The organism is Pseudomonas sp. GW456-L12, assembly GCF_059424045.1.
On the sequence record NZ_JBWKZA010000011.1, the window covers coordinates 149,651 to 164,484 of the forward strand.

General features: G+C 63.0%; 9 protein-coding genes and 1 pseudogene. 6 read left to right on the forward strand and 4 right to left on the reverse strand.

The genetic code is table 11. The features are described 5' to 3' along the window. Nucleotides 1–22 precede the first annotated feature (22 nt). From AC07Y9_RS16470 to AC07Y9_RS16480, 3 genes are read right to left on the reverse strand one after another with little or no spacing between them, the layout of a single operon-like run. On the reverse strand, nucleotides 23–2,302 hold the full coding sequence (locus tag AC07Y9_RS16470) for a TonB-dependent receptor (protein ID WP_087090940.1): 2,280 nt from the start codon (nucleotides 2,300–2,302) through the stop codon (nucleotides 23–25). A 24-nt stretch (nucleotides 2,303–2,326) separates the two neighbouring features. Then, a complete protein-coding gene (locus tag AC07Y9_RS16475; RefSeq protein WP_102679727.1) occupies nucleotides 2,327–3,061 on the reverse strand; it encodes an energy transducer TonB family protein in 735 nt (244 codons plus the stop codon). A gap of 2 nt (nucleotides 3,062–3,063) precedes the next feature. After that, entirely contained in the window at nucleotides 3,064–3,471 is a 408-nt protein-coding gene (locus tag AC07Y9_RS16480; protein WP_007925526.1) for an ExbD/TolR family protein, read from the reverse strand. Nucleotides 3,472–3,657: 186 nt separating this feature from the next. Between AC07Y9_RS16480 and AC07Y9_RS16485 the strand changes: the two are divergent. Both AC07Y9_RS16485 and AC07Y9_RS16490 read left to right on the forward strand, forming a co-directional pair. Further along, nucleotides 3,658–3,789 (forward strand): annotated as a pseudogene (locus tag AC07Y9_RS16485) (GNAT family N-acetyltransferase); the annotation flags it as partial. Nucleotides 3,790–3,824: 35 nt separating this feature from the next. Continuing rightward, nucleotides 3,825–5,402 carry an alkaline phosphatase D family protein gene (locus AC07Y9_RS16490; protein ID WP_102679726.1) on the forward strand — a complete coding sequence of 526 codons (1,578 nt, stop codon included), beginning with the start codon at nucleotides 3,825–3,827 and terminating at the stop codon, nucleotides 5,400–5,402. 116 nt (nucleotides 5,403–5,518) lie between these two features. Here the strand turns inward: AC07Y9_RS16490 and AC07Y9_RS16495 are convergent, their stop codons facing one another. Next, nucleotides 5,519–6,358 (reverse strand): 5'-nucleotidase, lipoprotein e(P4) family, encoded by an 840-nt coding sequence (locus tag AC07Y9_RS16495; RefSeq protein ID WP_007925533.1) that lies wholly within the window; start codon nucleotides 6,356–6,358, stop codon nucleotides 5,519–5,521. A gap of 532 nt (nucleotides 6,359–6,890) precedes the next feature. Between AC07Y9_RS16495 and AC07Y9_RS16500 the strand changes: the two genes are divergently transcribed. The 4 genes from AC07Y9_RS16500 (at nucleotide 6,891) to AC07Y9_RS16515 (ending at nucleotide 14,829) form a co-directional block, all read left to right on the forward strand. Beyond that, on the forward strand, nucleotides 6,891–7,823 hold the full coding sequence (locus tag AC07Y9_RS16500; RefSeq protein WP_102679724.1) for an NAD-dependent epimerase/dehydratase family protein: 933 nt from the start codon (nucleotides 6,891–6,893) through the stop codon (nucleotides 7,821–7,823). A 77-nt stretch (nucleotides 7,824–7,900) separates the two neighbouring features. Further along, nucleotides 7,901–10,711 carry a bifunctional glycoside hydrolase/polysaccharide deacetylase family protein gene (locus tag AC07Y9_RS16505; RefSeq protein WP_102679723.1) on the forward strand — a complete coding sequence of 937 codons (2,811 nt, stop codon included), beginning with the start codon at nucleotides 7,901–7,903 and terminating at the stop codon, nucleotides 10,709–10,711. Next, nucleotides 10,689–14,279 (forward strand): tetratricopeptide repeat protein, encoded by a 3,591-nt coding sequence (locus AC07Y9_RS16510; RefSeq protein WP_102679722.1) that lies wholly within the window; start codon nucleotides 10,689–10,691, stop codon nucleotides 14,277–14,279. The genes AC07Y9_RS16505 and AC07Y9_RS16510 overlap by 23 nt, the downstream gene beginning before the upstream one ends. Nucleotides 14,280–14,307: 28 nt before the next feature. Then, entirely contained in the window at nucleotides 14,308–14,829 is a 522-nt protein-coding gene (locus tag AC07Y9_RS16515; protein ID WP_007925542.1) for a hypothetical protein, read from the forward strand. Nucleotides 14,830–14,834 lie beyond the last annotated feature (5 nt).

Below are 14,834 nucleotides of genomic sequence, written 5' to 3' on the forward strand. Positions count from 1 at the left end.
CTTCGATAATGGCGGATGACGATCAGAAATTCGCTTCCAGGGAGACGGTCACGGTCCGTTCCAGGCCCACGATGTAGGCCGGGTCGCCGTCACGGAAACCGCCGTAGGGCGCGGCGTTGGTCTTGGTGGTGTACACGCCGTCCAGGTACTTCTTGTCGAACAGGTTGTCGACGTTGAGGCGCAGGGTCGCGTCCTTGATGACTTTCTTGTCCACTGGCAGGTAGATACCGGCGCCGAGGTTGAACACGGTGCGTCCGGAAATGGCTTCGTCGTTGGTCAGGTCGCCATACAGCTTGCTGGTGTATTTGCCGCCGAAGGTGCCGTAGAAGCGCCCGTCGTCGTAGCCGATGTTGGCCGCCAGCATGTTCTTCGGCACGTTGGCGAACTGCTTGCCGCTGGTGGGCAGGACAATGGCCTTGCCGGCGTTGTAGACAGTCAGGTCGTCCTGCTGCTCGGCGCGGGTATAGGTGTAGGAGGTGTAGTAGTTGAAGTGGTGGGGCAGCAGGCCGCTCCATTCCAGTTCCAGGCCGCTGTTGTCGACGGCGCCGGCGTTGATGTCGGCGAAGTCGCCGTTGATGTCCCTGGACGAGACCTGGCGGTCCTTGAACTGCATGTAGAACAAGGTGGCGGCCAGGGTCATGTCGTCGCCGCTGTAGCGCCAGCCCAGCTCGTGGTTCCAGCTGGTTTCCGGCTTGGAATCGATGGAGCCGACACCCTGGTCGTAGAGCACGTAGTTCTGTGGGATGCGCATGTTGCGCGACAGGCTGTAGAACACCTGGTCGCGCTCGTCGATCTGGTATTTCAGGCCGACGTTGGGCAGCAACTTGTTATAGGTCTGGTGACGCTTTTCCGGCTGTTCGGTGAGGCTGCCGTGGTTGCTGCCGTCCCGCTTGACGTTCATGTAGGCCAGGCCCGCCACCAGGGTCCAGTCCGGGGCGAAATACCAGGTGTCCTGGGCCCAGACTTTCTGCGCCGGGGTAATGGTGAAGCGATCGCGACCCTGGACCTTGTTGCCATTGGCGTCCACCACGTTATCCGAATCCGGCCAGGTACTTTCCGGCTTGCCGCTGCTCTTGAGTGGAATGAACGGCTGGGTCTGGCTCTGGCGCGCGCGCTCATACCAGTAGCCGAATTGCAGGCTGTGGTCGCCCAGGTCCCAGTTCAGCTTGGTGGTGATGCCCGGACGCCAGGTCTGGGTGCGCGAAGGGCGGTAATAGACGCCGCTGGTGGAGGAGCCGTCGGCGTTGTACTGGGCGGCGGTCTGCAGGTTGCTGAGGTCGAACACGCCGCCCCGGTTCGAACCGCTGTTCAGCGCATAGCTGGAGGCGCCCACGCCGCTGCCATTACCCCAGTAGTAATACGGGATGACCGACAGGGCCAGGTTGTCGGCCAGTTTGAATTGCGTGTTGAGCACCGCGGTAAAGGTCTGGAACGGGTTCTGCGCCAGGGCGTAGTAGCTGCTGACCTTGCCGTTGCTGCCCAGGGCCGGCGTCGAAGGGTAGGGGTCGTACTTGCGACCGTTCTGCTGGAACTGGGTCTTGGTCAACTGGCTGTAACTGTTGTTGTCCTGCTCGTGGTACTTGAGGATCAGGTTGGCCGTGTTGCCGCCACCCATGTCGAAGAAGCTGTTCCATTCCACCTTGTCCGCCCGCACCGCGCCGTCGCCGCGCCATTTCTCGCCTTCGGTGTGGGACAGCGAAAGCCAGTTGCTCAGGCCGTTGACTTCGCCGGTATTGAGCCGGGCGAAGGTCTTGAAGGTGCCGTTGCTGCCAGCCACCTGCTTGACGAAGGCGCCGGTTTCCTTGGTCGGGCGGATGGTCACGATGCCGATGTTGCCGCCGCTGGAACCGATGTGCGGGCCATCGGCCTCGGCCGCGCCCTGGGTGACGAAGATCTGCTCGATGTTTTCCGGGTCGCCCAGCAGGTTGGAGTACAGCGCGTAGTTGCCGGAGTCGTTGATCGGCATGCCGTCCACCGACATCCCCACCTGGTCGGAGTTGAGCCCGCGCATGGTGAAGCGGAAACCCGAAAGCCCGGTGGCATCTTCGCTGGAGATGTTCAGGCCCGGGGTGTATTTGAGTTTGTCGACGGCGTTGCCGGTGGCGGTCTGTTTATCCAGCGCCTCCTTGGTCACCGTGGAGCGCGCCTTGACGCTCTCCTCCTGGACCATGTAGCCACCGCCCGCCGTGGCCTTGCCTTGCACGCCAATGGTGCCGACGTCGCTGTCGCTGGTGTCTGCCATGGCGATCCCATGGCCCATGCTCGCGGCAACGAGTGCCAGATGAATCCGGGTGAACTTCATCACTGTCGTCCTGCTGTTGGGTGCTTACTGCACGCTGTAGTTGAAGGTGGCGGTGAAACGTTGCTCGTTGCGCCCACCGAAGGCTTGCTCGGGGAACGGCTTGACCTGCTTGATCCGGCGCAGGCTGTTGGTGGCGGCCCGGTTCAGCAGCATGCTTGACGCCTGGGTCTGGATCCCGGAGTCGAGGACGCGGCCCTGGCGATCCACCAGCAACCAGACCACCACCTCGCCACTGGGGCGTTCGAGGGACGCCTGGCGTCCGGTGGGGTACTGCTTGTAGGTGTCCAGCTCGTTGCGCAAACCTTTGAGATAGCCGCCTTCCAGGGCCTGGCCGTCGACTTTCGGCGGGGCAGGTGGCGCAGGCGTCGGTGTCGGGGCGACGGCGGGTTGCACGGGTTTGGCGGTGGCCGGCGGCGTGGGTGTCGGCGTTGCCTTGGCGGCCACGGGCGCTGGCTTGGGCAGCGGTTTGGGCTTGGGCTTGGGTTTCGGCAGTGGCTTTAGTTGTGGCTTGGGCGGCGGCGGAGGAGGGGCCGGCTCGGCGTCTTCGTCTTCGATGACCGGCGGCGGTGGTTCCTGTTCCACCACGGGCTCGGGGACGGCCTCCGGTTCTGGTTCGACCAGGGCGATTTCAACCGCCGACTCGTCATACACCGGCTGCACTTTCAGGGTTTGCGACTGGACACCCAGTGCAATCAGCACCAGGGCGATCAGGGCCGGGACACTGCCCAGCAACTGACGCGCACGAAACAGGGCGTACATGATCAGGACTTGCGCGTGGCGATGGAGACCGAGGTAAAGCCACCCAGGCGCAGGGTGTCCATGACCTCGACCAGGCGGGAGACTTCCACGCCCTTGTCGCTGTTGACGATGATGGTCGACTTGCTGTCAGGCTTTTGCGCAGCCTTGAGCGCCGGCACCAGGGCTTCGACGCTGAGGTCCTTGCCATCGAGCTGCAACTGGCCTTCCAGGCCCAGGGTGAGGATGAACTTGTTCTGCGGCTTGAGCTGTTGCGAACTGCTGGCGCTGGGCAACTGGGTCTTCATGCCCAGTGCCGGAATCACGTTCAGGCTCACGAGTACGAAAAACACCAACAGGAACATCATCACGTCGATCATCGGGATCAGTTCGATGTGCGCCTTGCGTTTTTTCGGTTCGTCCCAGGTTCTCATTCCGTTACCCCGTCATTGATTAGGGGCGCCACGCTAGCAACGGAAAATGACCGATTGGTTAACTTTAATTTAAGCTTTTAGGTGTCTAGGACGCGGATTTCAGAAGAACCATCAGTTATTTTTGATGGTCATGAAATTGACATGCCAGGGGCGCATTTTTGCGCATTTATCGGCGAGCCCCTCGACATGAGCGCTGTACTTCCTTCGTTACTCACCCCGCGACTGGCGCTCAAAGCGCTGCAAAAACACCAGGCCGAGACACTGTTCGAGCTGGCCAACGGCCCCGGGATCGCTGACAACACCGCAGCGATTCCATCGTACGGGCTGTTGCGCGCCGATTGGCGGCCCGCGTCATGAGCGACGATATCCGCAAGCCGGTGGATCCGGGCCGTCGCCGGGTGCTGTCGGGCCTGGCGGTGGCGACGGCTTTTTCGATCCTCAGCCCCTTCGCCCGTAGTGCCGGCATCGACTACCCGTTCACCCTGGGCGTGGCCTCGGGCGATCCGCTGCCGGATGGCTTTGTCATCTGGACCCGCCTGGCGCCGTTGTTCAACGCGGCCGATGGGCGTGGTGGCTTGAACCGTTCGGTGCCGGTGCGCTGGCGGGTGGCCAGTGACGCGGCGATGAGGCGGATCGTGAAACAAGGCGAAGTCATGGCCACTGAGCGTTTCGCCCATTCCGTCCACGTCGAGGTCGCGGGGCTGGAAGCTGGGCGGCCCTATTGGTACCAATTTGAAAGCCTCGGGGCGCAGAGTCCGACAGGGCAGTCGCGCACGGCTCCGCCGCTGCACGCGATGGCGTCGGCGCGGCTGGGCTTTGTCTCCTGTTCTCACTGGGAGCGCGGCTACTTCAGTGCCTACCGCCACTTGGCCGCGGAACAACCTGACCTGGTGTTCTTCCTCGGCGATTACATTTACGAAAAATCCTATGCGCCCGACTCCGGCAAGATCATTCGCCCCCACAGCAGTGACGAGGCGCTGGACCTGGCGGGCTATCGCAACCGCTATGCCCAGTACAAGACCGATCCTGACTTACAGGCGCTGCATGCCAGCGCGCCCAGCGTGGCGACCTGGGACGATCACGAAGTGCAGAACGACTACGCCAATCGCTGGTCCCAGGATCCGGGGACTCCGGTAGCCGCGTTCCTCAAGCGGCGCGCGGCGGCCTATCAGGCCTTCTACGAACACATGCCTCTACGCGCCACCAGCCTGCCGCGGGGGCCGGACATGCGCATTTATCGGAACCTGGACTATGGGCGACTGGCCCGATTCCATGTATTGGACGGCCGGCAGTACCGCTCCGAGCAACCGTGCATTGCGCCCAATGGCAGCCACCAGGGGCATATCGCCGAAGACAGTTGCCTGGATTTGCGCGACCCTGGGCGCACCATGCTGGGCTGGCAGCAGGAAGCCTGGCTGGACCAGGGCCTGGCCCAGTCCCGGGCGCAATGGAATGTGATCGCCCAGGACCTGCTGGTGGCGCCGCTGCTCCAGCACGTCCCGGCGAGCCAGGCGCTGGGGTCTTGGACCGACGGCTGGGACGGCTACAGGGCGACTCGCGAACGCGTGCTGGCCTCCATCGAACGCCGGCGAGCCAGTAACCCGGTGTTCTGGGGCGGCGACATTCATTCGTTCTGGGTCACGGACCTGCATGCGCGCGCTCACGACCCAGACTCGCGGATCGTCGCCACTGAATTCGTCGGCACCTCGGTCACGTCCGACGGCCAGTCGTTCGACGCCATCCTGCCCTTCAATCCCCATGTAAGGTTTTTCGAGAGCCGCTGGCGGGGATATGTGGCGGTGGAGCTGGAAGAACGGAAGATGCTGACCCACTTACGGATCATTTCCGACCCCAGGGACCCGTATGCCAGTGTCTCGACCCTCAAGTCCTTTGTGGTGGAGTCGGGGCGGGCGGGGGCGATTGCGGTCTAGTCAGTTCCACTCAAAATGCTGGCCGGGCCAATCATTTTGAGTGGATATGCAGCGTTCAGAAGGTTGCGGAAAAACGCCGGTTTTCGAACGGCGCGGGCAGGACAGGTGGCCCAGGATTACTGCTTTGGTTGCCAGGCTGTCGATTCGGCCGCGGCCTTGAACCTGGCGCGGTTTTCCGGGGTGGCCGGTGGCTCCGAATCACCGAAGATCGCCTTGAGCCAATGGCCGTCGGTAGGGTTGGGGAAGAGGACGAACTTGCGGCCGAACTGCTCTTTGTCTTCCGTCATCAGGCTGTTGCGCTGCTTGACGTCCGCGACGTAGTACTTGCGTTTGAAGTCATTGAGGTTGTCGCCCAGCATGACCACCACTTCGTAGTCCTTGGCGATTTCCGTTTGCCGTGGCTCTTTGTTGGAGCTGTCGCGATAGACCGTCAGGTGTTGTTCATCGGCAAACGGCAGCTTGTTCTTGCGCAAGTTGGCCAGGGCATATTCCTTGGTTTTTTCGCCCTGGTCGCGGCTGGTGACGTAGAACACCTCGACCCCCTTCGATTGGGCGTAATTCAAGAACTCCACTGCCCCGGGCGTGGCGACCGGGCCATTGTCGGCGACCCACTGGTCCCAGGCGCCGTCATCGAAAAACTCTTTCCCCGAATTGATCATGTAGCCCCAGTAGCTGTTGCTACCCAGCACGGTATCGTCGACATCGCTGATGACGGCCAACGGTCGGTCGCCGTCCTTGCGGGCTTGCAGGGCCTGGTCCAGACGCATCCTGGCGATGTTGAAGCCTTGGTAATAAAGCGCCTCGAACTCAGCCGCCGTCTGCTTCCAGGCAACCGCCGCGGTCAAGAGATTGGAGGGGGAACTGGCAGCCTCTTCGGCAAACACAGGCGTCCACTGGAACATCAGAAGCGAGAAGAGCGCAGGGGTAATCAAGGCTTGGTTTATTTTTGATTTCATACTCGATACCTGAATGGAAACGGAGCGGGTAAATACGCAGCAGGGCAAAGATGGCGCCGCGCTGACCAATACCGCCAAGGGGTTCTATAGCACTCGGGTGCCCCGCTCAATACGGGTGTCGTGTTTTGAGATCAATGAGGCGTGATTCCGACTCAGGTCCCGCATGCAGAGGTTCAAGGCGCGCGCATCGCCGTGAAAATGGATTTTCCATTGCCGGGGCAAAGCCCAGAGCTCCAGGGGGACGCGCGTCAATATGCTGGCTTTTTTTGACGCCAACAGCTTCATCTTAAAAATTAGACGTATTATTGACATGATGGCATTCGTATCCCAGTATCCGCTTCTGTTTTGCGTCATTTAACTGATGTTTTTTTGACGCCGGACTTCTGAGGCCCTCCAGAAAAAGGCGATACAGCCTTTGTTAAAGATCAGGTATCCACGGAAAGATCAGCCATAAGGCCAACAGCCATGGCTCATTTTCGTGGGGGTGCCGGTTTTAGACGATGGGGGTTGCGATATTTTTTAGGGATGATCTATGTCTGCCAAACGAGTACTGGTAACCGGGGGGGCTGGCTTCATTGGTTCCCACTTAGTGGATGCGTTGCTGGCAAGAGGCTATGCCGTTCGGGTTCTGGACGATCTCTCTACCGGCAAGGTCAGCAACCTGCCGATGGACAGCGCGGCCTTGAAACTGGTGGTCGGCGATGTCGCCGATGCCGCGACCCTCACTGAAGCCATGCAGGGGTGCTGCGCGGTGGTGCACTTGGCGGCTGTCGCTTCGGTCCATGCCTCGGTCGAACACCCGGCAGCTACTCATCGAAGTAATTTCATCGGCACGCTGCGGGTATGCGAGGCGATGATCGCCGCGGGCATCCGTCGAGTGGTCTTTGCCTCCAGTGCCGCGGTTTACGGCAATAACGGGGAGGGCACCCCGATTGATGAGGACACGCCCAAGTCCCCCCTGACGCCTTATGCCGCGGACAAGCTTTCCAGCGAGCACTACCTGAATTTCTATCGTCGCCAGCATGGACTGGAGCCGGTGATCCTGCGCTTCTTCAATATCTTCGGGCCCCGCCAGGACCCATTGTCGCCGTACTCCGGGGTGATCAGCATTTTCAGCGAGCGAGCGAAAAGCGGACGGCCGATCGTGGTGTTCGGCGATGGCGAGCAAACCCGCGATTTTGTCTATGTCGAAGACCTGGTGAAGATCCTGCTCCAGGGCCTGGAACACCCCCAGCCCGCGGCTGATGCCACCAATGTCGGTCTCGGCGGGGTCACCACGCTCAATGACCTGATTACGGCCCTGGAACGGATCAGCGGCAAACCCCTAAGCGTGAGTCATGCCGCTGCCCGCTCGGGCGATATCCGGCATTCCAAGGCCGACAATCGCCGCTTGCGCGAACGCTTTGACCTGGGGTCGCCAACCACCGTGGCTGAAGGCCTGGCACGGCTTTACCACAGTCTTTAATGCCACGCCTTGCGGGCCCGGTTGCAGAGGGCTCGCGGGTCCGGTATCGCGCGGATTGATTTACTCAAGAGTGATTTATGGACATCGAGTTTCGCAGGGGGCGTGTTTGCAAAGGGGTACGGCGGCTGTTTACCGCGCTGGCGTTGTGTGCGACCCACTCGGTGGTGCAAGCCTCGCCGGCGGCGCCCGCCAGTGTCGGGTTCTGGTACGCCGATCGGCCACCGCTTCAAGAGTTGGCGCAGTTCGAATGGGTTGTGGTCGAGCCGGGCCATATGAGCACCGCCAATGTTGCCACCTTGCGCGAACTTGGCAGCCAGCCGTTCGCCTACCTGTCGGTGGGTGAGTTCGATGGCGACCGCGTCGCCCTGGACAAAGCGTCGCTGACCCGCAGCGCAAGCGCTACGCGTAACAAGGCCTGGAATAGCCAGGTCATGGATATTTCGACGCCGGCCTGGCGCGAACATCTGTTCAAGCGTGCCAAGGCGTTGCAAGGGCAGGGTTATGCCGGTCTGTTCCTCGATACGCTCGACAGCTTTCAATTGCTCCCCGAGGCTCATCGCGAACCGCAACGCAAAGCCCTGGCGGCGTTTCTGCGGGAACTGCACAGCCGCCAGCCGAACCTCAAGCTGTTCTTCAACCGGGGCTTCGAAGTGCTGGGCGAGCTCGATGGCGTTGCCTCGGCCGTGGCCGTCGAATCGATCCATGCCGGCTGGGATGCCTCAGCCAAGCGTTATCGCCCGGTTTCCGAGTCCGACCGCAACTGGCTTGAAGGTGAGCTCAAGCCACTTCGCGCGAAAAACATGCCGTTGGTGGCCATCGACTACTTGCCGCCCGACCGTCGCGAAGAAGCGCGCAAGCTGGTTCGCCAATTGAGCCAGGAAGGCTTTATCCCGGTGGTCACCACCCCGGACCTCAACGCCATCGGCATGAGCACCGTGGAAGTACAGCCGCGGCGCATTGCCATGCTCTACGACCCGCGCGAAGGCGAACTCTACGATCACGCCGGGCACCGGATGCTTGGCGGTCTGCTGGAATACCTGGGCTATCGGGTGGACTATCTGCCGGCCGATGCCAGTTTGCCGTCCCACAGCTTCGCCGGCCTGTACGCCGGGGTGGTGGTGTGGATGACCAGCGGCCCACCCCAGGACAGCCGTGCCTTTAATGGCTGGATTGGCCAACGCCTGGACGAACGGGTGCCGCTGGCCATCATGGCCGGCCTGCCGATCGAGGATCGCGCATTGCTCAAGCGCCTGGGGCTGAACCTCGCGGCGCCGGGGGCTCGCGGCGCACTGCGAGTGCTGAGCCAGGACAAGGCCCTGATCGGTGGCTTCGAGGCGCCGGTAGTGGCGCGCACCCGAGAGCTGACCCGTATGACGCTGCTGCCCGACGGGCCGCAACCGGCCCTGTTGCTGGGGGATGAGCAGGGCGGCAAGTACGCCCCCGTGGCCATCGGCACCTGGGGGGGCATGGCCCTGGCGCCTTATGTGGTAGAGACCAATGTCGAGCGCAGCCGCTGGATTCTCGACCCCTTTGCCTTTATCCAGAAAGCCCTGCGCCTGCCGGCGCAACCGCGCCCGGACACCACCACCGAGAACGGCCGGCGGATCGCCACGGTGCATATCGACGGGGATGGCTTCCCATCCCATGCCGAAGTGCGCGGCACCCCTTATTCCGGGCGCCAGGTGCTGGATGACTACATTCGTCCCAACCCGTACCTGACCTCGGTTTCGATCATCGAAGGGGAGGTCGGGCCCAAGGGCATGTCGCCGTTCCTCGCCAGGGAGCTGGAGCCCCTCGCCCAGGAGATCTTTGCCGATCCCAAAGTCGAGGTTGCCAGCCACACCTACAGCCACCCGTTCTACCTGCAGCCGGAAAAGGCCAGGCAGGACGAAGACTTCCACGCCGAATACGGATTGCGCCTGAACATCCAGGGCTACAAGACCCTGGACTTCAAGCGCGAGATCGTCGGTTCGCGGGACTACATCAACAGCCGCCTGACCACTGCGCAGAAGCCGGTGAAGTTGCTCTTCTGGCCGGGGGATGCGCTGCCCAGCGCCGAGACCATCAAGCTGGCCTACGACGCCGGGCTGAAAAACGTCAACGGCGGGCAGACCATCCTGACCAAAGCCAATTCGTCGCTGACCGGCCTGTACCCCTTGTTGCGTCCCACCGAAGGCGGCTTGCAGTACTACGCCCCGGTGATCAACGAGAACATGTACACCAACCTCTGGAAAGGCCCGTATTACGGCTTTCGCGACGTCATCGATACGTTCGAGCTGACCGACAGCCCACGGCGCCTGCGCGGCATTCACCTGTACTACCACTTCTATTCGGGCACCAAGCAGGCGTCGATCAAGGCCATGGCCGATATCTACCGGTTCATGCGCGGCCAGCAGCCCTTGTCGTTGTGGATGAGCGACTACCTCGATCGGGTCCATGGCCTGTACCAGGCCAGCCTGGCCCGCACCGCCAATGGCGACTGGCAGGTCCGCGGCATGGACGGCTTGCGTACCCTGCGCCTGGACCCGGAGCTGGGCTGGCCGGATCTGGGTCGTTCGCGGAGCGTGGCCGGTGTCCGTGATCTGCCCCAGGGCCGTTATGTGGCCTTGAGCGGCGACCATGCGCTGCTGGCCCTGCGGCCCGAGCGTGACCCGCGTCCGGCATTGGAGCTGGCGAATATTCCCTTGCGTGACTGGCGTTATGTGAGTGACCGACAGGTGAGCTTCTCTTTTGCCGGCCAATTCAACCTGGAGTTCTCGGTGCGTTCGGCCAGCGCCTGTCGGGTCGAGGTCCGGGGCCAACGTTATGCCGGCAAGTCCGAGCAGGGCCTGTGGCATTTCCAACTTCCCATGAAGCAGGTGAGTGATGCCCAACTCTTCTGCAACTAAGGCGCCACGCGCACGGCTGCTCAACCCCTGGGCATTGCTGCTGGTGGCGATGGTCGTCGGCGTGCTGCTGTGGGCGACCTATCGCAACGAAGATACCTTCCGTCCCACGCTCGGCCCCCCGGACGAAGTGTCCGCCAGCTATGCCGAGGTGCTGCTGGCGGCCCACCCGGAAAACAACGAATTGCGCACCCAACTGCTCGACCTGCTGATTCAGCTGGGCGATTACCCGAGGGCGGAAAAACACCTGGCCGAATGGCCACAGGCCGATCCAGCGCTGAAGTCCTACTACCGCCTGCAACTGGATGCCCTGGCGCTGACCAACAGCACCGACAGTGCAGCGTTGCAGGCCCTGGCCGAACGTTTCAAGGCCTTTGACTACAAGACACTGCCATCCCCCCAGCTTGAGCGCCTGGCCACGCTGGCCTTGAGTGTCCAGGCCCCGGGGCTGGCCGCGGACGCCTATGCCGAACTGGCGCGTCGCGATCCAGGGCAGCGTGAGCATTGGCTGCCCGAGGCGGCGAAGTGGTACCAGGCCAGCGAGCAACCCGGACGCGCAGCCGACCTTTATGTGCAGTTGCTCGATGCCAGCCAGGCGCCTGAAGCGCGTCGCCAGTTCCTGCAGCAAGCCTTCAACACCCTGGTGGCGGCGGATCGCGGCGCTCAGGCGGCCGAGCTGTTGGCCCGGGAACTGGCCGCGCAACCGGATGCGCAATTCGATGCTGCGCTGCTTGACCGGGGCGTCGATGTGGCGGTAGCGCACAAGCGTCCGGACCTGGCCGAGTCATTTTTCATCGCATGGCGCAAGTCGCAGCCCGACAACCCGGAAATCCTGGCCAAGGAGTTCAGGCAGCGACTGGCCTTCGGTGACCTCAAGGGCGCTCATGCGGCGGGCTCGCAACTGCTGGAGCAACATCCGGAGGATCCGTTGCTGCTGGAGCAGATGGCCCATCTCGCCGAATGGCGGGGCGACTCGGCCTCGGCGCTGGGCTACTGGATCAGCCTGAGCAAGCTGCGTGACAACCCGGCCGAGTTCGAGCACACCTGGCGCCTGGCGATGCAGAGCTACGACTTCGACCGGGGCATTCCGCTGCTGGCGGGGATCATGGACAGCCGCGCCCTGAGCAATGTCGAACTCGATGCCCTGGTGTACGCCGAAGAATCCCGGGGCACGCCCGAGCAGGCGGAAAAGTGGTTGCGCCGCTATGTCGCCAAATACCCGAAGCACCGCCTGGCCTGGGTCCGCCTGTTGCAGAACCTGGAAAACACCGAGCAGTACCCACAGCGGCTGGCGGTCTGGAAGAATTTCGCCAGCCGTTATCCGTTGACCAGCGCCGAGCGGGTGGACTGGGCCAACAACCACCTCAAGCTGTTTGACAGCCAGTCGGCCTGGAAGGTGATCACCGCGGTCGACGGCAACAAAATCAACGACCTCGACTACTGGCAGTCCCGTGCCGCGCTGGCCTGGGACCTGGAGTCGGACGATGAACTGCAGCTCGCACTGGAGAAGATGCTGGCCATCAAGGGCTCGCTCAATACCGGCGACGAGAGTGAGCTGATCGCCCTCTATCGCACCCGCGATCCGCGCAAGGCCTTGCAGTTGACCGTCGACAGCTGGCGCCAGGGGCACCATCCGCGGCGCCTGGTCGCGGCCCTGCAACTGGCCCAGGAGCTTCAGGACTGGCCATTGGTGATCGATCTGCTCAAGGAGGCCGACCAGTACCCGGAAGCCGCCGACTATTCCCAGGTCCTGGCAGCGCGCGGGGCGCTGCTGGTCCACCAGGGTCATCACGACGAGGCCCAGCGCCTGTATCGCCTGGGCTTGAGCCGCTTCCCGGAGGACAACACCTTCCGCGAACGCCTGATGTGGCTGTATGTCGACCTGGGGCGCACGGGCGAGATCAAGCCGCTGCTGCAGCAATGGCGTTCCCTGGCGCGCGGTGACAGCACGCTTTGGCTGCCGTTTGCCGCCGCCAGCCAGTTGCTGGGGCGCAATACCGAGGCCCTGGCCTGGTACCGCCTGTACCTGCAAGCCAATCCCCGGGACTGGATGGTCCAGGCGGCCTACGCCGATGCGCTGGAAGGCGCCGGTTATGCCGACTCGGCCCAGCGTCTGCGGCTCAAGCTCAATCGTCAGGTGACGCCCGAGCAGATCCGCGCCACGCCCCAGGGCTATGCGACCTGGCTGCGTCTGGTGGCCAGCAGCTACTCGTCGCGCAAGGCGCAGAACAAGGAGATGCAATGGCTGGACGGCTCCAGGCCGATGCTGCAGTTGTGGTTCGAGCAAATGCTGGTGCGCCTGGATGACATCAATCAGTCGGCGCAGAAGGATGACTGGCTGGCCTGGGCCCGCGCCCGTGGCCTTAAGGTCAGTCGCTACGAACAGATCCAGCAAGCCCTGCACGGCAACAATCGCCAAGCCCTGGAACGCCTGGTGGCCAGCGATGGCCTGGACCCGGCGCAGCGGGTCGAGGCCCTGAACAGCCTGGGTCGTGGCGGCGAAGCGCTGGCCGTCGACCTGTCGGCGCTAGGCGAGGACCAGCCTCCCGCGATCCGTGAGCAATTGCGGCGCCAGGCCATCGAGATGACCGAGCGCACGCCCCAGGGCGTACAAATCGCCTGGGAACGCCAGGATTACGGCGGGCTGGTGTTCAACGGCCCGCGCCTGAGCGCTGCGCGTTACCTGAATGACGACTGGTACGCCAAGCTCGTGGTGGAGCAGGGCCGATACAGCGGCGACACCCTCGATGAATCACGCCTGGGCAACGAGACCAATACCGGATTGACCTTGCAGCGGCAGTTGGAGGACGGCAACTACACGCTGATCTTCGACAGCAGCCTGCGCAAGGACGATGACCGCAACGGCCTGGGCGCCAGCCGCACCTGGCAGGTGGACAGCGGCAACGAACTGGACGTCGGCGCCGACTGGCACCGTAAGAACGAGGACAGCGGGCTGATGCGTGCCTTCGGCCAGCAGGACGATGTCTGGGTCGGCGGGCGGCATCGCTATTCGGCCCGTGACCAGTTGTCCTGGAGCCTGGCCCAGCGCTGGTTCTCGACCCGCAGCGGCGATGACCTGGGCAGTGGCCAGGCGTTGAAGATCGAGTTCGACCACACCTTGCAGTTCGAAGGGCCGAACTGGGCATTGCGCAGCGGCATCGACTACCAGCAAAACAGCCTGGACCACCGTTCGCTGCCCAACCTGGCCAATACCCTGGGCGGGGGCATCGACCTGGCGGGGGCCGGCCTCGAGGATCCGAACCAGATCACCAGCCAGACCCTGCTGCAAAAGCGCTACGGCCAGCTGTTCTTCGGCAGTTCGTGGCGGCGTGGCTTCCCGGGGGCACTGAACCGCACGCGTGGGCAGTACACCTGGCTGGTAGACGTCAGCTCAGGCTGGCAGTGGACCGACAACACCATCAACTACGCCGTCAGTACCGGTGTCGGCACCGAGGTGATAGGGGATGACGAATTGGCGGTGACCTTCGGCTACCAGTCGGCCCCACAAGGCGGAACGGGCAAGTCCGGGGGCACGGCAGGTGTCAGCTACAGCGTCCGTTTTGGACGCTGATCATGGAATTCAAAGAGGAGTGAACCTTATGCAATCCATTCGTTGCGTGAGTCTGGCGATGGTCGCCTTGCTGATGGCCGGCTGCAGCAGTTTTACCGGTCAGGACAGCCCCGAGCTGTCGAAATCCGCCCGCTGGGGCGTGTTGCCGCTGGTCAACTATTCCCAGACGCCCCAGGCCGGCGAGCGCAGTGAGCAGATTCTGCTTAGCGTACTGAGCAGCCGGGGCCTGCAACCCCAGGTCTACAACGGCGCGGCGGGGCAGGGCGAACAAGCCCTGCTCGATGATAACGAGCGCTTGGCCGGTGCCATGGATTGGGCTCGCGAGCAGAATCTCGACTATGTGGTGTCCGGCAGCATTGAAGAGTGGCAGTACAAGAATGGCCTGGATGGCGAGCCGGCGGTGGGCATCAGCCTGCGGGTGGTCGAGGCGGGCACCGGCAAGGTGCTCTGGAGCAATAGCGGCGCCCGTGCCGGCTGGTCCCGCGAAAGCCTGGCCGGTGCGGCGCAGAAGGTGCTCGACAAGCTTGTCGGTGGCCTCAGGATCGAGTGACTGTC